18 protein-coding genes and 1 pseudogene are annotated in these 25,116 nt (G+C 70.5%); 7 read left to right on the top strand and 12 right to left on the bottom strand.

Features of this window, described 5'->3' with window-relative positions; translation table 11 throughout:
• Positions 1-105: 105 nt before the first annotated feature.
• Both ACFVXA_RS18395 and ACFVXA_RS18400 read right to left on the bottom strand, forming a co-directional pair.
• Positions 106-1,887 carry an ABC transporter ATP-binding protein gene (locus tag ACFVXA_RS18395; RefSeq protein WP_362015234.1) on the bottom strand — a complete coding sequence of 594 codons (1,782 nt, stop codon included), beginning with the start codon at positions 1,885-1,887 and terminating at the stop codon, positions 106-108.
• Positions 1,884-3,692 carry an ABC transporter ATP-binding protein gene (locus tag ACFVXA_RS18400; RefSeq protein ID WP_362015237.1) on the bottom strand — a complete coding sequence of 603 codons (1,809 nt, stop codon included), beginning with the start codon at positions 3,690-3,692 and terminating at the stop codon, positions 1,884-1,886. The genes ACFVXA_RS18395 and ACFVXA_RS18400 overlap by 4 nt, the downstream gene beginning before the upstream one ends.
• A 226-nt stretch (positions 3,693-3,918) precedes the next feature.
• On the opposite strand from ACFVXA_RS18400, the gene ACFVXA_RS18405 reads away from it, so the two are divergent.
• The 3 genes and pseudogenes from ACFVXA_RS18405 to ACFVXA_RS18415 all read left to right on the top strand — a co-directional run bounded on the left by ACFVXA_RS18405 (position 3,919) and on the right by ACFVXA_RS18415 (position 8,340).
• Positions 3,919-4,677, top strand: a complete 759-nt coding sequence (locus ACFVXA_RS18405; protein ID WP_390025614.1) for a L,D-transpeptidase family protein — start codon at positions 3,919-3,921, stop codon at positions 4,675-4,677.
• A 295-nt stretch (positions 4,678-4,972) separates the two neighbouring features.
• A complete protein-coding gene (locus ACFVXA_RS18410) occupies positions 4,973-6,634 on the top strand; it encodes a peptide-N4-asparagine amidase (protein WP_390025616.1) in 1,662 nt (553 codons plus the stop codon).
• A gap of 160 nt (positions 6,635-6,794) precedes the next feature.
• Positions 6,795-8,340: pseudogene (locus tag ACFVXA_RS18415) on the top strand (cation:dicarboxylate symporter family transporter).
• On the opposite strand, the gene ACFVXA_RS18420 reads toward ACFVXA_RS18415, so the two are convergent.
• Together ACFVXA_RS18420 and ACFVXA_RS18425 are read right to left on the bottom strand one after the other, a co-directional pair.
• Complete coding sequence (locus ACFVXA_RS18420) at positions 8,333-11,263, bottom strand: FAD-binding and (Fe-S)-binding domain-containing protein (protein ID WP_390025618.1); 2,931 nt, start codon at positions 11,261-11,263, stop codon at positions 8,333-8,335. The pseudogene ACFVXA_RS18415 and the gene ACFVXA_RS18420 overlap by 8 nt on opposite strands.
• A gap of 65 nt (positions 11,264-11,328) precedes the next feature.
• Complete coding sequence (locus tag ACFVXA_RS18425) at positions 11,329-11,820, bottom strand: MarR family transcriptional regulator (protein ID WP_362015251.1); 492 nt, start codon at positions 11,818-11,820, stop codon at positions 11,329-11,331.
• Positions 11,821-11,932: 112 nt separating this feature from the next.
• On the opposite strand from ACFVXA_RS18425, the gene ACFVXA_RS18430 reads away from it, so the two are divergent.
• Both ACFVXA_RS18430 and mltG read left to right on the top strand, forming a co-directional pair.
• Positions 11,933-13,732, top strand: coding sequence for an ABC transporter ATP-binding protein (locus tag ACFVXA_RS18430; protein ID WP_390025620.1), 1,800 nt, complete (start codon positions 11,933-11,935; stop codon positions 13,730-13,732).
• A gap of 43 nt (positions 13,733-13,775) precedes the next feature.
• Positions 13,776-14,699, top strand: coding sequence for an endolytic transglycosylase MltG (gene mltG, locus ACFVXA_RS18435; protein ID WP_362015256.1), 924 nt, complete (start codon positions 13,776-13,778; stop codon positions 14,697-14,699).
• 16 nt (positions 14,700-14,715) lie between these two features.
• Here the strand turns inward: mltG and ACFVXA_RS18440 are convergent, their stop codons facing one another.
• The 6 genes from ACFVXA_RS18440 to ACFVXA_RS18465 all read right to left on the bottom strand — a co-directional run bounded on the left by ACFVXA_RS18440 (position 14,716) and on the right by ACFVXA_RS18465 (position 20,316).
• Positions 14,716-15,804 (bottom strand): NAD(P)-binding domain-containing protein, encoded by a 1,089-nt coding sequence (locus ACFVXA_RS18440; RefSeq protein WP_362015259.1) that lies wholly within the window; start codon positions 15,802-15,804, stop codon positions 14,716-14,718.
• A gap of 197 nt (positions 15,805-16,001) precedes the next feature.
• Positions 16,002-17,156, bottom strand: a complete 1,155-nt coding sequence (locus ACFVXA_RS18445; RefSeq protein WP_390025623.1) for an LLM class flavin-dependent oxidoreductase — start codon at positions 17,154-17,156, stop codon at positions 16,002-16,004.
• Positions 17,153-18,181 carry an ABC transporter substrate-binding protein gene (locus ACFVXA_RS18450; protein WP_362015265.1) on the bottom strand — a complete coding sequence of 343 codons (1,029 nt, stop codon included), beginning with the start codon at positions 18,179-18,181 and terminating at the stop codon, positions 17,153-17,155. Before ACFVXA_RS18450 ends, ACFVXA_RS18445 begins: the two co-directional genes overlap by 4 nt.
• 270 nt (positions 18,182-18,451) lie before the next feature.
• Positions 18,452-19,213 (bottom strand): ABC transporter ATP-binding protein, encoded by a 762-nt coding sequence (locus ACFVXA_RS18455; protein WP_384023686.1) that lies wholly within the window; start codon positions 19,211-19,213, stop codon positions 18,452-18,454.
• Positions 19,186-20,073 carry an ABC transporter permease gene (locus ACFVXA_RS18460; protein ID WP_362015271.1) on the bottom strand — a complete coding sequence of 296 codons (888 nt, stop codon included), beginning with the start codon at positions 20,071-20,073 and terminating at the stop codon, positions 19,186-19,188. Before ACFVXA_RS18460 ends, ACFVXA_RS18455 begins: the two co-directional genes overlap by 28 nt.
• A 159-nt stretch (positions 20,074-20,232) precedes the next feature.
• Positions 20,233-20,316, bottom strand: coding sequence for a putative leader peptide (locus ACFVXA_RS18465; protein WP_353963658.1), 84 nt, complete (start codon positions 20,314-20,316; stop codon positions 20,233-20,235).
• Between the two features lie 130 nt (positions 20,317-20,446).
• On the opposite strand from ACFVXA_RS18465, the gene ACFVXA_RS18470 reads away from it, so the two are divergent.
• Positions 20,447-20,869: a secondary thiamine-phosphate synthase enzyme YjbQ gene (locus tag ACFVXA_RS18470; RefSeq protein ID WP_362015274.1), complete on the top strand. Its 423-nt coding sequence runs from the start codon at positions 20,447-20,449 to the stop codon at positions 20,867-20,869.
• Positions 20,870-21,019: 150 nt separating this feature from the next.
• Here ACFVXA_RS18470 and ACFVXA_RS18475 read toward each other — a convergent pair whose 3' ends face one another.
• On the bottom strand, positions 21,020-21,814 hold the full coding sequence (locus tag ACFVXA_RS18475; protein ID WP_362015277.1) for a DUF2993 domain-containing protein: 795 nt from the start codon (positions 21,812-21,814) through the stop codon (positions 21,020-21,022).
• Positions 21,815-22,284: 470 nt separating this feature from the next.
• Positions 22,285-23,001 carry a TetR/AcrR family transcriptional regulator gene (locus tag ACFVXA_RS18480; protein WP_383744842.1) on the bottom strand — a complete coding sequence of 239 codons (717 nt, stop codon included), beginning with the start codon at positions 22,999-23,001 and terminating at the stop codon, positions 22,285-22,287.
• A 175-nt stretch (positions 23,002-23,176) separates the two neighbouring features.
• Here ACFVXA_RS18480 and ACFVXA_RS18485 point away from each other — a divergent pair, with 175 nt between their 5' ends.
• Positions 23,177-24,799, top strand: coding sequence for an MFS transporter (locus ACFVXA_RS18485; RefSeq protein ID WP_390025625.1), 1,623 nt, complete (start codon positions 23,177-23,179; stop codon positions 24,797-24,799).
• The last annotated feature ends 317 nt before the right edge of the window (positions 24,800-25,116 follow it).

Genomic DNA, 25,116 nt, shown 5'->3' on the forward strand with positions numbered 1-25,116 from the left:
GCGGGTCCGGCCGCAGCACCGTGGAGGCGGTCCGCCCATGGAACCGGCCGCCCCCTGAAAGGGGCGGGCCGGATGGATCGGACCGCGCATCGCGACGGCTCGGGCTCAGCCGTGCCAGGACCGCCACAGCGCCGCGTACGCGCCCTCCGCCGCGACCAGCTGGTCGTGGCTGCCCAGCTCGCTGATCCGGCCGCTCTCGACGACGGCGATGACGTCCGCGTCGTGCGCGGTGTGCAGCCGGTGGGCGATGGCGACGACGGTGCGGCCGTCGAGGACGCGGGCCAGGGAGCGTTCCAGATGGCGGGCCGCACGCGGGTCGAGGAGCGAGGTCGCCTCGTCCAGGACCAGCGTGTGCGGATCGGCCAGTACCAGTCGGGCCAGCGCGATCTGCTGGGCCTGGGCCGGAGTGAGCGCCAGCCCGCCCGAGCCGACCTCGGTGTCCAGGCCGTCGTCCAGGGCCCGCGCCCAGCCGTCGGCGTCGACCGCGCCGAGCGCCGCCCACAGCTCGGCGTCGTCGGCGCCGGTCCGGGCGAGCAGCAGGTTGTCACGCAGGGAGCCCACGAAGACGTGGTGCTCCTGGTTGACCAGGGCCACGTGGCTGCGGATCTCCTCGGCGGGCATCCGGGACAGTTCGGCGCCGCCGAGTGTGATCCGGCCGTCCCGGGGCGCGTAGATCCCGGCGAGCAGCCTGCCCAGCGTGGACTTGCCCGCGCCCGAGGGGCCGACCAGCGCGAGCCGGGTGCCGGGCGCGACCTCCAGGGAGACCTTGCGGAGCACGTCCACGCCGGCCCGGTAGCCGAAGTGCACCCGGTCCGCGTGCACGTCACGCCCGTCCGGGGACACCGACGGGTCGCCCGCGTCCGGCTCGATCTCCCGGACGCCGACCAGCCGGGCCAGCGATACCTGGGCGACCTGTAGTTCGTCGTACCAGCGCAGGATCAGCCCCACCGGGTCGACGAGCATCTGCGCGATGAGCGCGCCCGTGGTGAGCTGACCCACTCCGATCCAGCCCTGGAGGACGAAAACCCCGCCGACCATGAGGACCGAGCACAGCACCGTCACATGCGTGGCGCTGACGACCGGGAACAGGACCGACCGCAGCCAGAGCGTGTACCGCTCCCACGACGTCCACTCCTTCACGCGGCGGTCCGACAGCTCGACGCGGCGCTCGCTCAGGCGATGTGCCTCGACGGTGTGCCCGGCGTCGACCGTCTCGGCGAGGGCGGCGGCGACGGCCGCGTACCCGGCGGCCTCCGAGCGGTACGCCGACGGAGCCCGCTTGAAGTACCAGCGGCAGCCGACCACCAGCAGCGGCACGGCGATCAGCACGGCGGGGGCGAGCGGTGGCGCGGTCACGGCGAGTCCGCCGAGCAGCAGCGCCGCCCACACCACACCGATGGCCAGCTGCGGCACGGCCTCGCGCATCGCGTTTGCGAGCCGGTCGATGTCCGTCGTGATGCGGGACAGCAGATCGCCCGTCCCGGCCCGCTCCAGGACGCCGGGCGGCAGGCCCACCGACCGGACGAGGAAGTCCTCGCGCAGATCGGCCAGCATCCGCTCGCCGAGCATGGCGCCGCGCAGTCGTACCTCGCGTACGAACACGGCCTGGACGACGAGCGCGACGACGAACAGTGCGGCGGTGAGCCCCAGATGGAGCTCGTGCGCGTGGTCCGAGACCCGCTCGACGATCGAGCCCAGCAGATAGGGCCCTGCCATCGAGGCGACGACGGCCACGGTGTTGACGGTGATCAGGAGCAGGAAGGCGCCGCGGTGCCGTCGGAACAGTTCGGCCACGTAGGCGCGTACGGTCGAGGGCGCGCCGACGGGCAGGGTGTTCGCCGTCGTCGGGGCGGCAGGGTCGTACGCCGGTGGCGCCACGCCGATCATGCGGTCTCCTCGATTTCTTCCAGTACGCCGTCCAGAGCGGCGGCGTCGTCCCGTACGCCGCTCAGCGCGGCCTCTTCGTCGGTCTCCCGGGTCACCACGGCCCGGTAGCGCGGTTCGCTGTGCACCAGTTCGCGGTGTACGCCGACCGCCGCCACCTCGCCCTCGTGGATCAGTACGACCCGGTCCGCGTGGTCCAGGAGCAGCGGCGAGGAGGTGAAGACCACGGTGGTGCGCCCGGCGCGCAGGGCGCGCACGCCGTCGGCGATCCGCGCCTCGGTGTGCGAGTCGACGGCCGATGTCGGCTCGTCCAGGACGAGCACCTCGGGGTCCGTGATCAGCGACCGGGCCAGCGCCAGACGCTGGCGCTGGCCACCCGACAGGGAGCGTCCGCGTTCGGTGATACGGGCGCTCATCGGGTCCTCGGTGTCCACAGACCCCTGGGCGAGTGCGTCCAGCACGTCGCCGCACTGCGCGGCGGACAATGCGGCCTCGGCGCTGACGAGACCGGAGGCGGGCACGTCGAGCAGCTCGTGCAGCGATCCGGACAGCAGCACCGGGTCCTTGTCCTGGACGAGGACGGCGGTCCGGGCGGAGTCCAGCGGGAGTTCGTCGAGCGGGACACCCCCGAGGAGCGCCGAGGTGCCCTCTTCGGAAGGGTGTCCGCCGAGCCGCTCGGCCAGCAGTCCCGCCGCGTCCGGGTCGCCGCACACCACTGCGGTGAGCCGCCCGGCGGGCGCGAGCAGCCCGGTCGTGGGGTCGTAGAGCTCGCCGCCCGGCACTTCCGCCGCGCGTGATCCGTCGCTGTCCATGGCTCGTTCCAGGGACAGCACCCGGGCGGCCCGCTTGGCGGACGGGCGCGAGAAGGAGTACGCCATGGCGATCTCCTCGAAGTGCCGCAGTGGATAGGTGAGCAGCATGACCGCGCTGTACACGGTGACCAGTTCACCGACCGCGATCCGGCCGTCGCGGGCCAGCCGCACGCCGTGCCAGACGACGGCGATCAGCAGCAGACCGGGCAGCAGCACCTGGATGGCCGAGATCAGCGACCACATCCGGGCATTGTGGACGGCCGCCCGGCGGACCTCCTGAGAGGCCCGGCGGTAGCGGTCGAGGAACAGTTCCTCGCCGCCGATGCCGCGCAGCACGCGCAGGCCCGCGACGGTGTCCGAGGCCAGTTCGGTGGCGCGGCCGGCCTTCTCGCGCTGGACGTCGGCGCGCCGGGTGGCGCGGGGCAGCAGCGGCAGTACGGCGAGCGCCAGCACGGGCACGCCCACGGCGACGAGCACGCCGAGCGCCGGCTGGTAGACGACGAGGCCCACGCAGACCAGCACCACGGTGAGCGCGGCGGCGAGGAACCGCGACACGGCCTCCACGAACCAGCCGATCTTCTCCACGTCGCCGGTGGAGACCGCGACGACCTCACCGGCCGCGACGCGCCGCGTCAGCGCGGAACCCAGTTGGGCGGTCTTGCGGGCCAGTAGTTGCTGGACGCGCGCGGCGGCGGTGATCCAGTTGGTGACCGCGGAGCGGTGCAGCATGGTGTCGCCCAGCGCGATGCAGGCGCCGCAGAGCACCATCAGCCCACCCGTCAGAGCGAGCCGGGTGCCGGAACGGTCGACGACGGCCTGGATGGCGAGGCCGACGCAGAACGGCAGCCCGGAGACGGCCACGAAGTGCAGCAGACCCCAGGCGAGGGCCTTGAACTGCCCGCCGAGCTGGTTCCGGAAGAGCCACCGCAGGAATCGGGGACCCGAGCGCGCGTCCGGCACACCCGGGTCGGGATACGGAAGGTCTTGAATCTGCATGACGTCCCAGTGGCTCGTGTCAGGGGGTGGAGGGAGCCGCCGATTCCGGCAGCCCACGACCGGCCGTGCGGGCCGGCAACAAACCGTGAAAGGTTCGCCTCGGAGCGTGGTCGGAGGCAAACGGTTTTTCGCCCCGGCGCAAGGAATCGGCCCCAACCGGCCGGGCGTTGCCGGTTGACAGGGGGCCGGGGCAATTCGTGCGATAAGCGGTGCGACGATGGACCGCATGCTGAAGAACGGTGCGATGCGTGCGGGGCTCGCCGCGGCGGCCTGTGGTGTCCTCGCCGTCACCCTGTCGGCCTGTGGTGACGCGGGCGGCGCGAGTGGAAGCGGGAATGGGAGTGGCACGAAGGGAAGGGCAGGAAAGGCAGGGCCCGGCGATTCCCGGGCGCGCACGGTCGACCTGAAACGCGTCCCCGACGTCGGCGACCGGCTGCGGAAGCAGATCCCGTCCGACTCCCGTCAGGTGGTTGCGGTCTACGGCGCGGGCAAGGACTCGGCGGACTCCACGGTCGTCCTGTACACGAAGTCCGGTTCCACCTGGGACGAGACCCGCAGCTGGCCGGCCCACAACGGGACCAGGGGCTGGACCACCGACCACCACGAGGGCGACAAGCGCAGCCCCGTCGGCGTGTTCACGCTCAGCGACGCGGGCGGTGTACTCCCCGACCCGGGCGCCCGCCTCCCCTACACCCGGTCGGCGTCCTTCCAGGCCCCGCACTTCTGGGGCAAGTCGTACTGGCACGACTTCGACTACGTCATCGCCATCGACTACAACCGCGTCAAGGGCACGGCGCCGAACGACCCGACCCGCCCCCAGGGGCAGTCCAAGGGCGGCGGCATCTGGCTGCACATGGACCACGGCAGCGGTACGTCGGCCTGCGTGAGCCTGTCCAAGTCGGCCATGGAGTATCTGCTGCGCACGCTCGACAGGCATCAGCACCCTGTCGTGGTGATGGGCGACAAGGCGGATCTGAACGCCTAAGGCCGGTCCGGCGGATCATGCCGCAGACGCGGGGCTTGGCACGCCCATCTGCGGCGTTGTCGTCACTCGCCGACGCTCCGCGTCGACTCCCTCCTCCGCCTTGCAGCTGCACGCACCAAGCCCCGCTCACCGGCGGCAAGGAGGCACCGCCCGTTTCCTGCGACCTGATCCGCCGGACCGGCCCTCTGGTCCTCGTGGTGGACGAGGCGGCACGAGGTGGGGTCCCCGGTGGTCGGTGTCACCGTCGGCGGTGCCCCATTGCGGGGCGGCCCAACTGCCCCGTAGAACACCGCACATGAGAAGACGGCTCATCATGTCCATGCTCGCCGGGGCAACCCTCGTGGCGAGCGCCTTCCTCGGGGTGAACCCGGTCTCGGCCGCCCAGCTCGCGGATCCGCCCGCCGAGTTCGGTACCGACTGGAACGATCCGCTGACCGCCGCTCCGCCGGTGACCAAGCCCGCCACCACGTCCTGCGAGGTGACGGTCGCCGAGGCGCAGTTCCGTGACTTCACGCCGTACAAGGGCAGGTACGCGCCCCCGAGCGGCTGCGGTGACCGCTGGAGCAAGGTCGTGCTGCGGCTCGACGGCAAGGTCAAGGGGCGGCAGTTCGACCGACTCGGCTATCTGCACATCGGCGGTGTCGAGATCTTCCGTACGTCCACTCCAGAGCCCTCGCCCGACGGCATCGCGTGGTCCGTCGAGAAGGATGTGACGCGCTACAGCGACACGTTCCGGCAGAGCCACGACGTCGAGATGCTCATCGGGAACGTCGTCGACGACACGTACACCGGAGTCCTCGATGTGCGGGCCACGCTCACCTTCTACGCCGCCGAGAAGCCGGGTGGGCAGTCGGGTTCGAAGCCGGGTGAGAAAGGGGCAGGGAAGCCTGCCGCGGGAGCCGAGGCCGCCCCCGACCGCGTCCTCACCCTTCAGAACGGCACCCTCACCACACCGCGCAACAGCGAACGCGTCGTCGCCGAGGTGTACGCGACCGGGTCCGGCGGAGGCTGCGAGGAGTACTGGTACCTGACGGTGCCCGACTCGGCGCCGTACTCCTGCAAGGCGTCCGGCGGCCCCTACCGCGAGGTGCAGATCAAGGTCGACGGCCGGCTCGCGGGCATCGCCGAACCGTTCCCGACCGTGTGGACGGGCGGCTGGTCCAACCCCTTCCTCTGGTACGTGATTCCGGGTCCGCGCGCCTTCGACATCAAGCCCATCGAGTACGACCTGACACCCTTCGCCGGTCTCCTCAACGACGGCCGCCCGCACCAGGTCGACGTCTCCGTCGTGGGCGTCCCCGAAGGGCAGACCGGCTGGAGCACTCCGGTCAACGTCCTCGTCTGGCAGGACGCGAAGCGTGCGCAGGTGCGCGGGGCGCTCACCGAGGCCGAGGCGGGCGATCTCGCCAACTCGTCGGCGTACACGCCCGGTTCGGAGAACCGCCTGGACACCGAGGGCGCGCACCGGCTGACGGTCGCCGGATACGTCGACACCTCGCACGGCCGGGTGCGGACCACCATCACGCGCACGCTCGCCAACACCTCCCTGCACCGCTGGACGGACGGCGAGAACACGGACGGACTCAAGGCCACCTGGACCGACGACCAGACGGTCACCGTCGACGGACGCGGACCCGCCAGGACGACGCGCACACAACACACGTACACGATGGACGGCACCACGACGCTCGGCGCGGACGACCGGCTGCGGGCCGTCCTGGCACTCGGCGACCGGGCGGCGGTCGTGGAGACGCGCGACGGACGACGCACCACGTGGTCACGGCTCGACGACACCTACACGGGTGACGCGACGTATACGGCGAACGTGCCGCGGGACCAGCGCCATGCGGTCGCGACGACGAGTGAGCGCTACCGGCTGTACGGCTCGGCCGGGTGCTACGACAGGACGCTGACCGCCGTACAAGGAGTGCTGACGGTGGACCGCAGGGGCTGTTGAGCCTTCTGTGAGCTCCTCGTGAGGCTCTTGAGATCAGCGTCGCTGTTCCATGATTTACGTGGACGTGACACGGAAGTATCCGGCGGCATCGGGAACTCCTCAATAGTGATCAACGCGGAAGAACTTTTCCGCATACCAGAAGTCCCTTCGGAGGAGTCCCGTGCCGCCGTCTGTACCGTCCCCGCGACGCGTCGCACGCACACTGCGTACCTCATTGTTCGCGCAGGTCGCCTGCGCGCTCGTGCTCGGAATCGTCGTCGGAAGGTTGTGGCCCGACACGGCCACGGCCTTCCAGCCGCTCGGCGACGGCTTCGTGCGGCTCATCAAGACCGTGATCGCACCGCTCGTGTTCTGCGTGGTCGTCGTCGGCATCGCCAAGGCCGGCAACCTGAAGGCCTTCGGGCGGATCGGCCTCAAGGCCCTGGTCTGGTTCGAGGTCGCGTCCACGGTCGCGCTGCTCATCGGCCTGATCGCGGCCAACGTGGTCGGCCCGGGCTCGGGCATGAACGTGGACCCGTCGAAGCTCGACGCCTCGGCGATCGACGGCAAGACCGCCGGCGGTTCGCTGCCCTCGACCACCGAGTTCATCTTGGACGCGCTGCCCCAGAGCGCAGTCGGCGCCTTCGCCGAGAACTCGCTGCTCCAAGTCCTGGTCCTGGCCTGTCTGACGGGCGCCGCGCTGCTGCACCTCGGCACCACCAAGGTGCCCAAGATCCTGCCCGCTATCGAGCAGGCCCAGGACGTCATCTTCGCCATCGTCGGGTTCGTCATGAAGCTGGCCCCGCTCGCGGTCTTCGGCGCCATGGTCCACCTGGTCGGCGAATACGGCCTCGGCGTCATGAAGACGTACGGCAAACTGATCATCCTGTGCTACGCGGTCGCGCTGGTGTTCCTCGCGCTGCTCGCCGTCGCGCTGAAGCTGGTCACCGGGCTGAGCCTGTGGAAGTTCGTCCGCTACACCCGCGAGGAACTGCTGCTCGCGCTCGGCACCGCGTCCAGCGAGACCGTCATGCCGCGCATGATGCAGAAGCTGCGCCAAGCGGGCGCCCGGGACGACGCGGTGGGGCTGGTCCTGCCCACCGGGTACTCCTTCAACCTCGACGGTGCCTCGATCTACCTCCATCGGCACGCTGTTCATCGCCCAGGCCGTCGGGGTCGACCTCTCCCTGAGCCGGCAGATCACCGTGGTCCTGGTGCTCATGCTGACCAGCAAGGGCATGGCGGGCGTGCCGGGTTCGGCCTTCCTCGCCCTGTCCGCGACCGCGTCCTCCCTCGGCGTCATCCCCGCCGGAGCCGTCGCGCTCCTCCTCGGCGTCGACCGGATCATGGACTCGATGCGCGTCGTCACCAACCTGCTCGGCAACTGCGTCGCCGTCTTCGCGGTGTCCCGCTGGGAGGGTGCGCTCGACGCGGAGCGGGCCAAGAAGGTGCTGGACGGCGAGATCACGTTTGTGGAGGAGGACGGGCCCTTCGTGGTGGAGGGCGGGCCGTCCGTTGTGGAGGCGGACGGGCCGTCCGTGGCGCAGGGCGGGCCGTCCGTGGAGCGGGACGGGCCGCTGGAATCGGCCCTCGCTGAGCCCGAGTCGGCCGAGGCCCCCGTAACGGCTCAGCCCGGGGTGACCGCTCAGGCTGCCCGGGTCGACGTACCCGCACAAGTCGACGTACCCGCACAGATGGTCAAGGAGCCTGCCTCCGAGGTCAGTTGAGAGACCCGGGACGGGTCGCGCGCTCCAACTCCAGCAGTACGGAGTGGTAGCCGCGGCCCGTCGCGTGGTCCATGCCCACCTCGCACATGCGGCTCGCCGAGAGATGCGCGTCGAAGGGGCGCGAGCCCACGAAGGCCGCCTCCTTGCGCGTGGCCGACTCGGTGAGCTCCTTGTGGAGCATGCCGCGGTCTCCCGCGAAGGCGCAGCACCCGGCGTCGTCCGGGACGACCACCTCGTCCGCGCAGGCCTCGGCCACGGCGCGCAGCCGCGCCTCGTCGCCCAAGTGGCGCATGGAGCAGGTGGGGTGGAGCACCGCGGAACCGACGGTGCGGCGCACGGTGAGGTGCGGGAGGAGCTCGTCGGCGGCCCACACCAGGGAGTCGACCACCGTCAACTCCGCGTGCAGGGCACGGTTGTCGGCGCTCAGATACGGCACGACCTCCCGCGCGAGGCCGAGCGTGCAGGACGACGCGTCCACCACCAGCGGTAGCTTGCCGCCCGCCGTCCAGCCCCAGGCGGCCTCGACGATGCGATTGGCCATGACGGCGTTCCCCGCGTCATATCCCTTGGAGTGCCAGATCGTCGCGCAGCACGTCCCCGCCACATCGTCCGGAATCCAAACTGGCTTCCCCGCGCGCGTGGAGACCGCGACGACGGCCTGGGCCAGCGACACATCGCCGGGACTGCCGAAGATGCGGTTGACGCAAGCCGGGTAGTAGACGGCGGTGGCGCCCACACGCGCGGTGTCGGGCATCTTCCTGGGGGCCGCCCCAGGGATTCCCGACAGCCACTCCGGAACCAGATCCGGTCGCACCCCCTTGCGTGCGGCGCGCGTCACGGCGGTCATCCACCGGTCACCGATCCGGTCCGCGGCGGCGACGGCCAGGCGTGCCGCCGCCTCGACCGCCCGGAAGTCACGCGCGGCCAGCGCCGCCGCCCGCTCCTCGCGCGGCGAGTGCCGGGTGTGCCGAAAGCCCTTCATCAGCGCGCCCGTGTCGATGCCGACCGGGCAGGCGAGCTTGCACGTCGAGTCCCCGGCGCAGCTGTCCACGGCGTCATAGCCGTACGCCTCCAGGAGGCCGTCCTCGACCCGGGAACCGGCGGGCTGGCGCATCATCTCCCGGCGCAGCACGATCCGTTGGCGCGGTGTGGTCGTCAGGTCCTGGCTGGGGCAGGTCGGTTCGCAGAAGCCGCACTCGATACAGGGGTCGGCGATCGCCTCCACCCGTGGGATCGTCTTCAGCCCCCGTAGATGCGCGCGCGGATCACGGTCCAGCACGATGCGCGGCGCGAGCACCCCGTCCGGGTCGATCAACCGCTTCGTCCGCCACATCAACTCCGTCGCCCTGGGGCCCCATTCGAGCTCCAGGAACGGCGCGATGTTCCGTCCCGTGGCGTGCTCGGCCTTCAGGGAGCCGTCGAAACGCTCCACCGTCAGCCGGCAGAAGTCGTCCATGAAGGCGGCGTACCGCTCGACGTCGGCCGCCCGGGACGCGTCGAAGGCGAGCAGGAAGTGCAGATTGCCGTGCGCGGCATGACCCGCGACGGCCGCGTCGAAGCCGTGCCGTGTCTGGAGCTCCAGCAGCGTCTCGCAGGCCTCGGCGAGCCGCGTCGGAGGCACCGCGAAATCCTCGGTGATCAGGGTGGTCCCGGAGGGGCGCGCACCGCCGACCGCCGTCACGAACGCCTTGCGGGCCTTCCAGTAGCCCGTGATCGTCTTGGCGTCGCGGGTGAAGGTGTTCGTCACGGAGGCGACGGGCGAGACCAGTTCGAGCCCCTCCAGGACTCCACGGGCCGCCTCCTCGTACGCCTCCTGTCCGGACTCGTCCGGTGCGCGGAACTCGACGAGCAGTGCCGTCGTCGCCTTGGGCAGTCCGGCCCAGTCCGCCGGTACGCCCTCGACGCTCACCGAGGCGCGCAGCGAGTTGCCGTCCATCAGCTCGACGGCCAGTGCGCCCGCCTCGGTGAACAGGGGCACCGCGCCGGCCGCGGCCGGCAGTGAGGGGAAGAAGAGCAGCCCTGCGGTGACACGGCGATCCAGCGGCAGCGTCTCGAAGACGACCTCCGAGATGAAGCCGAAGGTGCCCTCGGAGCCGACCATCAGGCCGCGCAGGATCTCGACGGGTGTCGCGCCGTCGAGGAACGCGTCCAGGCGGTATCCGTTCGTGTTCTTGATCGCGTACTTCGCGCGGATGCGGGCGACGAGCTCGCGGTCGGACTCGATCTCCGCCTTGATCTCCATCAGTCCGGCGCACAGGGCCGGTTCGGCGTGCGCCAGTCGGTCGTCGGCGTCCGGCTCCGCCGTGTCCACGACCGTGCCGGTCGGCAGCACGAAGGTGAGAGAGGCGAGCGTGCGGTACGCGTTGCGGGTGGTGCCCGCCGTCATACCGGAGGCGTTGTTCGCGACGACTCCGCCCACGGTGCAGGCGATCGCGCTCGCCGGGTCGGGGCCGAGCACCCGCCCGTGCCGGGCGAGTGCGGCATTGGCGCGGGCGACGGTCGTACCGGGCCCGATGCGCGCCCGCTCCCCGTCGTCGAGGACCTCGACGCCGGTCCAGTGCCTGCGGACGTCCACGAGGATGTCCTCGCCCTGGGCCTGGCCGTTGAGCGAGGTCCCGGCCGCGCGGAACACCACCTCGCGGTTCCTGCCGTGCGCGTACGACAGCACGGCCGACACGTCGTCGAGGTCCTCGGGGACCACGACGACCCGGGGGACGAAGCGATAGGGGCTGGCGTCGGAGGCGTACCGGACGAGGTCGGAGATCTTGGTGAGCACCTTGTCGGCGCCGAGCAGGGCGATCAGATCGCCGCGCAACGGCTCCGGTGTGCCGTCGGCGCGGTCTTCGGTGACCCGGTCGGGGGACGGGGTCCCGGGGCGCCCGGCGGGGCGCAGGGCGCTCGGCTCGGGTTCCAGCAAGGGCATCGCGCGCTCCTCACGTGTGGGGGCGGCCGCGTCGTCACGGGCCGCCACTGCGCGGGCGGGGCGACTCAGCAGCTGTGTACCCGTCCGGGCAGGCCGCCCAGTGCGGGCATGCCGTCCACTGCGGGCACGCCGTCCACCAGCGTGTCCAGCAGTCCGCCGAGCACGTCACGCTGCTCGTCCGTCAACGGAGCCAGGATCTCCTCCGCGGCGGACCGGCGCGCGCCGCGCAGCTCCCTGAGCGCCTTGCGCCCCTCGTCCGTGACCTCTATACGGATCACGCGCCGATTGGTGGGGTCGGGGACCCGGCGCACCTTGCCACTCGCCTCCAGGCCGTCGACCAGGGTGGTCACGGCGCGGGGGACCACTTCCAGGCGCTCGGCGAGATCGGCCATGCGAGGCGGCGCGCTGTAGTGCGCGAGGGTGCGCAGCAGCCGGGACTGGGCCGGCGTGATGCCCAGCTCGCGCTGCTCGAGATGGCGCTTCTGGATGCGGTGCACGCGGCGGGTCAGCCGCAGCAGCTGCTCAGCCAGCAGGCCGTCGGCATCGGGGGTGGTCATGGGGGAACAATATCAGGACCTCGTTCATTGTGAGTATAGGTAACTATGAGCTATGCTCCGTCAGTCTTCGTCGCCTCTCACCCGAGGGGCGCCTCATAACCCGTAGGAGCCCATGCGTCCCGACCAACCCACCTGGACCCCGCCACCGGCCGACGCCGAACAGCCACGGCAGGTGCGCCGCATCCTGAAACTCTTCCGGCCCTACCGCGGCCGCCTCGCGATCGTCGGCCTGCTGGTCGGCGCCGCCTCCCTCGTCTCCGTCGCCACGCCCTTCCTGCTCAAGGCGATCCTGGACACCGCGATCCCTCAGGGGCGTACGGGCCTGCTGAGCCTCCTCGCGCTCGGCATGATCCTCAGCGCCGTCCTGACCGGCGTCTTCGGCGTCCTGCAGACCCTGATCTCCACCACGGTCGGCCAGCGCGTCATGCACGACCTGCGCACCGCCGTCTACGGCCGGCTCCAGCGCATGTCGCTCGCCTTCTTCACCAGAACGCGCACGGGTGAGGTCCAGTCGCGCATCGCCAACGACATCGGCGGAATGCAGGCGACCGTCACCTCCACCGCCACCTCGCTGGTCTCCAACCTCACCAGCGTGGTCGCCACCATCGTCGCGATGGTGGCCCTGGACTGGCGCCTCACCGTCGTCTCGCTGCTCCTGCTGCCGGCGTTCGTGTGGATCAGCCGCCGCGTGGGCAACGAACGCAAGAAGATCACCACCCAGCGCCAGAAGCAGATGGCCGCGATGGCCGCCACGGTCACCGAGTCGCTCTCGGTCAGCGGCATCCTGCTCGGCCGCACCATGGGCCGCGCCGACTCGCTCACGAAGTCCTTCGCCGAGGAGTCCGAGAGCCTGGTCGACCTCGAGGTGAAGTCGAACATGGCGGGGCGCTGGCGGATGTCCGTCATCGGCATCGTCATGGCCGCCATGCCGGCCGTCATCTACTGGACCGCGGGCATCGCCTTCCAGTTCGACGGCTCCGCCATCTCGATCGGCACGCTCGTCGCCTTCGTTTCGCTCCAGCAGGGCCTGTTCCGGCCGACGGTGAGCCTGCTGTCCACCGGCGTACAGATACAGACCTCGCTCGCCCTCTTCCAGCGCATCTTCGAGTACCTCGACCTGCCCATCGACATCACCGAGCCCGAGCGGCCGGTCCACCTCGACCAGGTCAAGGGCGAGATCCGCTTCGAGGACGTCGAGTTCCAGTACGACGACAAGAGCGGCCCGATCCTCGACGGCATCGACATCAGCGTCCCCGCGGGCGGCAGCCTCGCCGTCGTCGGCCCGACCGGCTCCGGCAAGTCGACGCTCAGCTATCTGGTCCCGCGGCTGTACGACGTCACCGGCGGCCGCGTCACGCTGGACGGGATCGACGTACGGGACCTGGACTTCGACACCCTCGCGCGCGCGGTCGGCGTCGTCTCCCAGGAGACGTACCTCTTCCACGCCTCGGTCGCCGAGAATCTGCGCTTCGCCAAGCCCGACGCCACCGACGAGGAGCTGTACGCGGCGGCGCGGGCGGCCCAGATCCACGACCACATCGCGTCCCTGCCCGACGGGTACGACACGATCGTCGGCGAGCGCGGCCACCGCTTCTCCGGCGGCGAGAAGCAGCGCCTGGCCATCGCCCGCACCGTCCTGCGCGACCCGCCGGTGCTCATTCTCGACGAGGCGACGAGCGCTCTGGACACCCGCACGGAGCACGCCGTCCAGCAGGCCATCGACGCTCTGTCGGCGAACCGCACCACCCTCACCATCGCGCACCGGCTGTCCACCATTCGCGGTGCCGACCAGATCGTGGTCCTCGACTCCGGCCGCACGGTCGAACGCGGCACCCACGAGGAGCTCTTGGAGCAGGACGGCCGCTACGCCGCGCTCGTCCGCCGGGACGCCCAACTGGAGCCGACAAGATGATGATATGCCGGGTTTATAGGCATTGACGGGTTACCGTGCCCGCATGCAGATGAACACTCCGCCACGGAGCACGATTCGACTGACGCGCCGGGGCCGGGGCGCCCTCATCGCGACCGGAGCCGTCGTGGCGGCCGCCGCTGTGGCGGTGCCGCTGCTGACCATGGGAGGCGGCGAGGACGCGCGGCCGAGGTCCCTCGTCATCCCGGAGGGCTGGCGCTCCGGGCAGGTCTACGAGGCCATCGACAAGGCTCTCCGGGTACCCCTGGGCACCACCAAGAAGTCCCTCGGGAAGGCCAACCTGAAGCTGCCGAACGACGCGGAGGGCAACCCCGAGGGTTACCTCTTCCCGGCGACGTATCCGATCGCCGACAAGGCGACCCCGGAGTCGCTGCTGACGTTCATGGTCAACACCGCGAACCAGAAGTTCAACGGAGCGCCGGTCGCGGCGGGGGCGCAGCACAACGCGATGAACGTCTATCAGGCGGTCACCATCGCCAGCATCATCCAGGCCGAGGCGGCGACCAAGGCGGACATGAGCAAGGTGGCCAGGGTCATCTTCAACCGCCTGGAGCGGGGCATGCCGCTGCAGATGGACTCCACCATCAACTACGTGCTGAACCGCTCCACGCTGAACACCAGCCAGAGCGACACGGAGCTCAACAGCCCCTACAACTCCTACCAGCGCATGGGCCTGCCGCCGACGCCGATCGCCAACCCCGGCGAGGAGGCCATGCGCGCCGCGATCAACCCGGCGCCGGGCGACTGGCTGTACTTCGTGACGGTCAAGCCGGGTGACACCCGCTTCACGGCCAGCTACGAGGAACACCTGAGGAACGTCACCGAGTTCAACCGGAACCGCAGCAGCGCGTCCCCCACCGCTGCCGCCACTGGTTCCTCCACGGTCCCTCCGACGATCACCGCCACCGGCTCTCCCGCCGGCACCCCCACGGTCGTCCCCACCCGCTGAGCCGTCGTACGGGGCATCAGACCGTGACCGGAACCCCGGCCAGCAGCCGCCTGATGTCCCGTACCGCCGCGCGTCCGGCCCGGTTGGCGCCGATGGTGCTGGCCGAGGGCCCGTACCCGACCAGATGGATCCGCGGATCGGCGACCGCGCGCGTCCCCTCGACACGGATGCCGCCGCCCGGCTCGCGCAGCCGCAGCGGCGCAAGATGGTCGATGGCGGCCCGGAAGCCGGTCGCCCACAGGATGACGTCGGCGTCCACGCGACGCCCGTCGGCCCACTCGACGCCGTCGGGAGTGATCCGGTCGAACATCGGCCGCCGGTCCAGCACACCGTCGGCCAGGGCCTGCCGGATCGCGTCGTTGAGCGGCAGCCCGGTCACCGAGACGACACTCTTCGGCGGCAGCCCCCGGCGGACTCGTTCCTCGACGAGCGCGACGGCGGCCCGGCCGAATTCCTCGTCGAAGGGCCCCTCGCGGAAGACCGGCGGACGTCGCGTCACCCAGGTCGTCTCCGCCGCGAACGGAGCGATCTCCATCAGATGCTGAGTGCCGGACGCGCCGCCGCCCACGACGACCACGCGCTGTCCGGCGAACTGCTCGGGACCGGGGTACTGCGCCGTGTGCAACTGCCGCCCGCGGAAGGTCTCCTGACCCGGACAGCGCGGCCAGAAGGGACGGTCCCAGGTACCCGTGGCATTGATCAGGGCGCGCGTCGACCAGTTCCCGTCCGAGGTCTCCACGAGCAGCCGCCCCTGGGAGCCCTCACGCACGGCACGCACGTCGACCGGCCGCCGTACCCGCAGGTCGAAGGTCCGCTCGTACGCGTCGAAGTACTCGGTGATGACCTCGGAGGACGGACGCGCCGGGTCCGCGTCCGTGAGTTCCATGCCGGGCAGGGAGTGCATCCCGTGCACCTTGCCGTACGTCAGCGACGGCCAGCGGAACTGCCAGGCGCCGCCGGGACGCGGCGCGTGGTCCAGGACCACGAAGTCCCGCTCCGGCTCGAATCCGGTGCGCCGCAGGTGATAGGCGCTGGACAGGCCGGCCTGTCCAGCGCCTGTCACCACGACGTCGACCTCACGCGTGCGTACCCCGGCGCTGTTCACGCATCTGCTAACCGGACCGGGGTCCGGGATCTTCCCGCGGATGTCCGTGCCGGTGCGCCACGCGACGTGACGTGAGTCACCCGAGGTGACGTGAGCCCTCGAGGTGACGTGAGCCCCCGACGGGCCGTGAGCCATCCGACTGGCCGTGGGGGCACCCTGCGCCCCCGCGTCGGCGGCCGCTCGCGGCCTCGCCTGTGTCAGCGGCCGCTCGCGACGAGGAGGGGCGTGCCACCTCCCGCCCGCGCACGCGGCAGCAGCCCCCGCGCCGCCAGGTCCGGGATCACGCCCTCCCCGAACCAGTACGCCTCCTCCAGGTGCGGATACCCGGAGAGCACGAAGTGCTCGATGCCCAGCGCGTGATACTCCTCGATCCGGTCGGCCACCTCCGCGTGGCTGCCCACGAGTGCGGTGCCCGCGCCCCCTCGTACGAGACCCACGCCCGCCCACAGGTTCGGTGAGATCTCCAGCGCGTCGCGAGACCCGCCGTGCAGCGCCAGCATGCGCTGCTGGCCCACCGACTCGCTGCGCCCGAGCGCCGACTGCGCGGCCGCGATCGTGTCGGCGTCGAGGTCGTCGAGCAGCCGGTTCGCGGTCGACCAGGCCTCGGCCGACGAGTCGCGCGAGATGGTGTGCAGCCGGATGCCGAAGCGAACCGTCCGCCCCTCGCGCTCGGCGAGCCCGCGAATCCAGTCGATCTTCTCCTTGACCTGCGCCGGAGGCTCGCCCCACGTCAGATAGACGTCCGCCTGCCGGGCCGCGACCGGCCCCGCCGCGGCCGAGGAGCCCCCGAAGAAGATCTCCGGCAGCGGATCCGGCGGCAGTGCCGTCAACCCGCCCTCGACCTGGTAGTGGACGCCGTCGAAGTCGTACGGCTGTCCGCTCCACACCCCTCGGACGACCGACAGGAACTCGTCCGTTCGGGCGTACCGCTGGTCGTGGCCGAGATGGTCGCCGAAGCGCCGCTGTTCCGCCGAGTCGCCACCGGTGACGACGTTCAGCAGCAGTCGCCCCCGGGTGATCCGCTGGTACGTCGCCGCCATCTGCGCCGCGAGCGTCGGCGAGATGACGCCCGGCCGGAACGCCACCAGGAACTTCAGCCGCTCGGTGTGCTGGGCCAGCGCCACCGTCGTCAGCCAGGCGTCCTCGCACCAGGTGCCGGTCGGAGTGAGCACCGCCTCGAAGCCCAACTGCTCTGCGGCTTTGGCGATTTGGGCCAGATATTCGATGTCGGGGGCGCGCACCCCGCTGACCGGCCGGGCGCGATCGACGGGGTTGGCCGCGTACGCGTGCCGGTCCACGAGGGTGCGGCCGTCGCCGCCGGTCGGCAGGAACCAGTGGAGATGGACGGTCATGAGGATTCCTTGAAGACGCGGGGCGCGGTCGTGGACGCCGGCAGGCTGCCGTTGAACCGGTTGTCGACGAAGTCGGCGAAGTCGACTTTGCGGGGGATGAGCTTCAGTCCGGTGAAGGTGTCCGCGATCGCCTGCTCGGAGGCGATGAGCGGCTTGTCGACCGCGACCGCGATACGACTGGCGTTCGTCCGCTTCACCGACGCCAGCGCCACCTCGTACGGCAGTCCGGTGTCCTTCGCCCACACCTTGGCCCAGGCCTCCGGGTGGTCGTAGACCCAGTCCTGGGCGCGTCGCAGCCGCTCCAGATAGTCCTTGACGGCCGCGGCCTTCTTCTTGTCCTGGAGTGCGCTCGGCGCCGCCACCTGGAAGCTGAGCCCGTTGACCACGCCGTCGCCGTCGGCCAGGATCCGTCCCTGCTTGGACTGCAACACCTGCGAGGTGTACGGGTCCCACACCGCCCATGCGTCGACCTTGCCGCTGGTGAACGCGGCCAGCGCGTCGGCGGGCTGGAGGTACTTGACCTTGACGTCGCTCGGCGTGAGCCCGGCCTCCTTGAGCGAGGCGATCAGCTGGTAGTGCGCGGACGAACCCTGCGCCACAGCGATGGACTTGCCCTTCAGCTCCTCGGGCTTCTGCAACGACGAGTTCTTCGGTACGAGGATGGCCTCGCCCTTGGACGTGCCGTGCCAGGCGGCGACGACGGAGATCTTGGAGTTGGCGCCGGCTGCGAAGACGGGCGGAGTGTTGCCGACGCCGCCGATGTCGACGGCCTTGGCGTTGACAGCCTCCAGAAGCGGTGGTCCGGACGTGAACGTCGACCACTTGATCTTGTAGTCGAGGTTCTTGAGCTCTCCGGCGGCACGCAGCACCGCTTCGGAACCACCCTTCTGGTCACCGACGTTGAGCGTGAGGGACCCCTTGCCGTCGGTGCCCGTCGAGGTGTCGGCCGCCGAGTTCCCGCCGCAGGCGGCGAGCAGCATGGCCAGCGGGAGGAGCAGGGCGGCGGGGGCGAGGCGTCGTCGCATGGTGGTTCCGTTCGTTCGGGTCGAGCTGAGGGTTGGGGAGGGGACGTGCGGTCTGCGGTCTGCGGTCTGCGGTCTGCGGTCTGCGGTCCGCGGTGCGCGGTGCGCGGTCCGCGGTCCGCGGTCCGCGGTCTTCAGGTCTCGGGCTTCAGGTCTCGGTCTTCAGGGCTCAGGTCACCGCTTCAGGTCTCAGTCCTTCGGCCTCAGAGTTCCGGCCTCAGACTTCTGGTCTCGGACTTCCGGCTCGAGATGTCAGGCTCGAGATGTCAGGCTTCACGCGGCTTCGGCGGCGGTGTCGACGCCGAGCCGTTCCAGCAGTCCGGCGCGCAGCACGGCGAACCGGGGGTCGGTGATGTCGCGCGGGCGACCCAGCTCGACCTTCGTCTCGTACGCGATGGCACCGTCGTCCATCACCAGAACACGGTCGGCGAGGAGCACCGCTTCTTCGACGTCGTGCGTCACCAACAGGACGGCGCAGCCCCGTCGTTGCCAGAGCTCGCCGACGAGCCTCTGGGCCTTGATACGGGTGAGGGCGTCGAGCGCGCCGAACGGCTCGTCGAGCAGCAGCAGATCGGGCTCGCGGACCAACGCGCGGGCCAGCGAGGCACGTTGGGCCTCACCGCCGGAGAGCGTCTTGGGCCAGGCGTGCGAACGGTGGGTGAGGCCGACCTCGGTCAACGCCTGTTCGGCGACGGCGCGTTCGGGCTTGCCGGGCAGACCGAGCAGGACGTTGCGCCAGACCTTCTTCCACGGCATCAGCCGGGGCGCCTGGAACGCGACGGCCTTGCGCCGGGGGACGAGGACGGTGCCCTCGATGTCGCGGTCCAGCCCCGCGAGGATCCGCAGCAGTGTGGACTTGCCGCAGCCGCTGCGTCCGAGCAGGGCCACGAACTCTCCCGGCCGGACATCCAGTTGGAGGTTGTCGATGACGGCGCGGCCGTCGAAGGAGCGGGTGAGCCCTTCCACCCGTACGGCTGAGGTCGGGGCCGTCACGACCTTCTCGGTGGTCACCGGCCCGTGAACGTCGGTCGCCATTGCAGCAGGAGCCTTTCGAGGGTGCGGACGATGAAGTCGGCGAGCAGACCGAGGAAGGCGTAGACGATCAGGCAGACCACGATCACGTCGGTCCGCAGGAAGTCCCGTGCCTGGACCATGAGGAAGCCGATCCCGGCGTCCGCGTTGATCTGCTCGGCGAAGACGAGGGCCAGCCAGGCGATGCCGAGGGAGTAACGAAGCCCCGTCATGGCCCCGGGCAACGCTCCGGGCAGCACCACATGCCGTACGAGCCCCCATCGCGACAGGCCCAGCGACTCGCCGGCCTCGATCAGTTGGGAATCGACGCCGCGGATACCGGCGTACACATTCAGATAGAGCGGAAACGACACGCCGAGCGTGATGATCGCGATCTTCGGAGCCTCGCCGATGCCGAACCAGATGATGAACAGCGGTATCAGCCCGACGAACGGCACCGTCCGCAACATCTGGACGCTCGCGTCCACGAGGTCCTCGCCGATTCGGAACAGCCCGGAGACCAGGGCGAGTCCGGTTCCCACGACACTCCCGAGCAACAGCCCGACCGCGACGCGCTGCAATGAGACGCCCATCGCATGGGGCAGCGACCCGTCCGCGACCAGATCACTGCCGACCCGCGCGATGGTGCCCGGCGAGGCGAGGACGTCGGAGCTCAACACACCCGTACTGCTGAGAAGTTGCCACAGGATGAGCAGCAGGACGGGGCCGGAGGTGCGACGCAGCCAGCGGGGGACCCGGGTGCGGCGCGTGGAGGCGGGGACGATGGGTTCGAGCTCGGGAGGCGCCGAATCCTGCGTACTGGTCCTGGATATATCCGATATATCAGGCCCGGATGAGCCCGGCGGGGCATGACTGATGCTCATGAGTGCTCCACGGGAGGAGGGCGGGCGGAGACGGGCGCGCGAGTTGCGCCGGGTACGCCGTGGCGCCGCGATGTCATGAGCTCAGCGTGAGATCACGCGAGTCCTGACGTGCGGGAAGGGCGACGCGCAGGCGAAGCGAAGGAGATGAGGTGAAAGGCGTCAGTGGCCGCGACGACACGCGGCGGAGGCCACCCGCAGCAGGTCGATGTGACCGCGCGTGGTGAGCATGACTGAACGCAACATGCGGCAGAAAGTAGCCAGCTGGTGCGCGTACGGTCAATGGCGTCTCGCGGAGTGGACCCCTCGTATCACCGTACGGGCGGCGTGTGGCTGTCGGTGCGGCGGAAGTCGACGTATGCGGGAGGATTGGGGCATGTCCGATGCCTTCACCACGCGTGTTCTGAACGTCGCCACCGGTTCGTCGGAGAGGGTCGTCGACCTCACCCGCGACTGTGAGGCCTTCCTCCGGGAGGCGGCGGCCGGCCGTGACGGTCTCCTGAATATTTTTGTGCCCCATGCGACGGCCGGCGTGGCGATCATCGAAACCGGCGCCGGCAGTGACGACGACCTCCTCACCGCCCTGCACTCCCTGCTCCCCGCGGACGACCGGTGGCAACACCGCCACGGCAGTCCCGGCCACGGTCGCGACCACGTACTCCCCGCCGTCGTCCCCCCTCACGCGACGCTTCCGGTGCTGGGCGGAAGGCTGGAGTTGGGGACCTGGCAGTCCGTGTGCCTGGTGGATACGAATCGGGACAATCCCAACCGTCAGGTGCGGCTGAGCTTCCTGGGGTGAGGTGCCTGGCCCCGCGAGGACGCGGGTGCGCGTCCTCGGGCCTCGGCAAGCCGCTCCCGCGCACCAACGGCCGCCGCGCCTATGTGAAGGTCTGCGGTATGACGCCGTCCGCGTCAACGTCACTTGGCGGACGGACCGTTGACCGTTGCGCTACGCCGAGGTCTCCTGTCGCGAGTCGCTCTGTGAGGCGTCGGCGGGCTGGAAGGTGACCGACTTGCCCGAGAAGCGGGCGGTGAGACCGTCGGCCCGCGTGGTGAGCGAGCGCAGGTGCAGGCCCTCGGGCATGTTCTGCAGCTGGATCGGCTTGTCGAACACCTGGTTGAGCACCGCTCGCCCGGCGTCGGGCAGCGCGCCCTCGCCCGCCACCTGGAAGTCCTTGAAGGCGATGCGGTTGCCGGAGACCGCGGAGGCAGTCGCCGTCACGGTGAAATCGCCGGCGAAAGGCACCGAGACCTTGGCGCTGATCTGGCCGGGGCCGGTGCCCTGGGACACCTCCAGGCCCAGGGCGTTGGATACGTCCGTGTACGACAGGAAGGCGGTCCCCTCCGCCGAGCCCGCGTGCGCCTCGCCGTCGTCGTCGGACTTTCGCAAGTCGTCGAGCGTGAGGTCGAGTTCGGTCACCGGCAGCGGACGGCTGGACTCGTCGGCGGGTATGTCGTGTGCGGTGATGTCCACGTGTCGCAGGGTGCCGGCGGCCATCTGGGTCAGGACGGGGAAGCCGCGCACGTGGACGTCGGGCCGCTCGGGAGTGTCCATGCCCTCCTGGAACGCCTTGGCCGTACGAGACTCCACCTGTGCCGCCGCGACGCGGTCGACGACCACGGGGACGAGGAGCAGCGCGCCCAGGGCGGCCAGGGCGATGACGACAGGTCGCCGGTGTTTCCGGGAAGTGTGGGGCTGCGACGTGGCGTCACCGGCGCCGTATGCGCGTCGAGGGCGGTACATGAGTTCTCCTGCTCTCTTCTTGTTCTTGAGGCTGCTTGGCACCTGCGCTGCTTGGCACCTGCGCTGCTCGGCACCTGCGCTGCTTGGCACCTGCGCTGCTCGGCACCTGCGCTGCTTGGCACCTGCGCTGCTTGGCACCTGCGTTGCTTGGCACCTGCGCTGCTTGGCACCTGCGCTGCTCGGCGCCCGCGCTGCCTGGCGCCGGAGCTGTCAGCTGCCACAGCCCAGGGCCTGAGGGGGTCCCCCATCGAAATATTTGCACATTGATGAGTAATAAAATAGCCTGCACATCGATGGGCAACTAGCTCGTCCCCGGAGGCGGGCCGCGCTTGAGCGGCGTGCGGCCCTGGGTGGTGCCGGTAGGGGATATCCGGCACCACCCCACGCGGTGCCGGGAGGGGACGCCCGGCACCGCACGTAATCGCCCCGCGCCACCCGGCGGGAGCTCGCCCGGAACACCGACGTGACGGCTATGCGGTCGCCGGCGGCCCGGAGAGTGACCGCTGATCACTGTCCCCAGCTGCGGGAGCGGACCGTGCGCGGAGCCTCGGGGAGCTGCTCATGAGTTCGGGAGGGCCGAGCCTGCGGATCTGTGTGGCGGCGAGGTCCCGGTCCACCCCTACGGCGATCAGGGCGGCGGTCGCGCTGCGCGTGCCGTCGTCGGTCCAGGTACCGGCGTTCACGCACTCCAGAAGCGCCAGCAGCTGCCCTTCGATCGCCCGGCTGAGCGGGCCGGGCGGAACGCTGGCCTGGAACACGCCCTGCCGCTGGCCCTGGGCGATGATCGACGCCGCCGTGTCGCGTGCGGGGCCGAGGATTTCGTTCACGCGTTCCGCCCCCAGGTCCTGGGGCGCGAGTCTCAGCAGGATGCGATAGCGGTCGCCCACCGGCCACAGGGTGAGGACGAAGTGCGCCAGGGCTGTGAGGGCGCCCGATGAGGGAGTCACGGACGTCGCCAGCGCGTGTCGCAGTGCCTTGGCGGCGTCCTCCGCCAGCCCCTCCACCAGTGCCGAGCGGCCGGCGAAGTGATCGTAAACCGTACGGCGCACCACGCCGGCCGCCTCGGCGATGTCACCGAGGCTGCTGTCGGGATCACGGCCGAGTTCCTGCCGTGCCGCTTCCAGGATGCGAGCCCGTGTGCGATGTGTGCGGCGGCTCCCACCGCCGGTGACGTGCGGGCCGGTCATGTCGGACCTCCGGTCGACGGTGGGTGGACGCCTCCGGTACTTGCACAGTGATGGGCAATAAACTAACCTGCACATCAGTGGGCAAATAAGTGCCCTCAGTGCCGTGGCCGCGCCCACGCCGCCCCTGCCGATCCCTGAACCCCCGAAGCTGCCGCTTCGCCCTGAGGAGCTTCCGATGCCGCTCTTTGCCCACACACCCGTCGAGAAGATGACCGGGCCGTATCCGCGGCGCTGGTTCGCTCTGCTCGTGCTCTGCCTGAGCCTGCTGATCGTCGTCATGGCCAACACGTCGCTGATCGTGGCCGCGCCGGACATGACGCAGGACCTGGGCCTGAGCAGCAGTGATCTGCAGTGGGTCGTCGACGGCTACACCGTCCCGTACGCCGCGCTGATGCTCGTACTGGGCTCGATAGGCGACAAGTACAGCCGCCGCGGCGCGCTCGTCGCGGGCCTGGTGATCTTCGCGGGCGGCTCGGTCATGGGCAGCCAGGTCGACCAGACCGGCCTGGTCATCACCGCCCGCGCGATCATGGGCGTCGGCGCCGCCGTCGTCATGCCGGCCACCCTGTCCCTGCTGGTCGCGATGTTCCCCCAGCGTGAGCGCGCCCGGGCCATCACGGCCTGGACCGCCACCTCGGGCCTCGCCATCGCCGTGGGTCCACTGGTCGCCGGCTGGCTGCTGGAGGACCACTCCTGGGGCTCGACCTTCCTGATCAACGTCCCCATCGCCGTCGTCGCCGTCATCGGCGCCCTCGCCCTCGTCCCGCCGTCGAAGGCGGAGAAGATGGGCCGCATCGACTACGTGGGCGGTCTGCTCTCGATCGTCTCGGTCGGCAGCCTGGTCTACGCGATCATCGAGGGCCCGCACTTCGGCTGGGGCGTCGGTCCGGTCACCGCGGCCGTCGTCGCCGGCGTCGGCCTGCTCGCCTTCGTGGCCTGGGAACTGCGCCACCCGCACCCCATGCTCGACGTCCGCAAGTTCGCCCAGCGCCCCTTCAGCGGTTCGATGATGGCCGTGCTGTTCTTCTTCTTCGGCACCTTCGGCGCGATCTACTACTCCACCCAGTTCCTCCAGTTCGTCCTCGGCTACGACGCGCTGGCGACCGGCGTACGACTGCTGCCGCTGGCCGGTGCCGTCTTCGTCGGCGCCGCCGTGACCGGACAGCTGACCCCGAGGCTCGGCATGAAGCCGATGGTGGTGGCCGGCATGCTGATCGGGACCGCGGGCGTCTTCCTGCTCACGCAGATCGACAAGGGCTCCACGTACACCGACTTCCTGACGCCGATGATGATGCTGGGCTTCGCGATCGGCCTGAGCGTGTCCCCGGCCACGGACACGATCATGAGCTCCTTCCCCGAGTCCGAGCTGGGCGTCGGCGGCGGGGCCAACGACACCGCTCTGGAACTCGGCGGCTCCCTCGGCATCGCGCTGCTGGGCTCGCTGCTGGGCACCGCCTACAAGGACAAGCTGACCGACCTGGTCGGCGGCCACCTCCCGGCCGCCGCGATGGAGACGGCCAAGGACTCGGTCGGCGGTGGTCTCGCGGTCGCCGAGCAGATCGCCAAGACCCCTTCCGCCGGACCCCAGCAGGCCCAGGCCCTGGCCGACGCCGTGCAGGAGGCCTTCGCCCACGGCATCGCCCAGACCAGCCTCGTCGGGGGGATCATCATGGCCGGCGGAACCCTGATCGTCCTCGCGGTGCTGCCCGGCCGCCGGAGCACCGGGAAGCACGGACAGGATGGGCCGGTCGCAGCGGAAGCCGACCGGGGCGAGGAGTACGCCGACTCCGTTCATTGACCCAGTCCAGCTGAGCCGAGCCGAGCCCAGCCCAGCCCAGCCGAGACTTCTGGCCCCTGGCTCGTGGCTGCGGCCTCGGAACTCCGCAAAACGCCGCCCGGCCTTGTCTCGTCGAGGCCGGGCAGCGGGCATGGGGCGACCTCGTGGGCGTCGTACGGCGGGACGGTTGCCGTTGGTCGTACGGCGGGACCGTTGCCGTCGGGCCGAACGAGCAGGGCGGTCGCCGTCGGGCCGGATGAGCAGGACGGTCACGGTCGCGCCGGATGATCAGCACGATCGCGCGGGGCGCCGGCGCGCCGTCCGCCCCGACGGTGCGT

Source organism: Streptomyces sp. NPDC058246 (assembly GCF_042881985.1).
Taxonomy (GTDB): Bacteria; Actinomycetota; Actinomycetes; order Streptomycetales; family Streptomycetaceae; genus Streptomyces.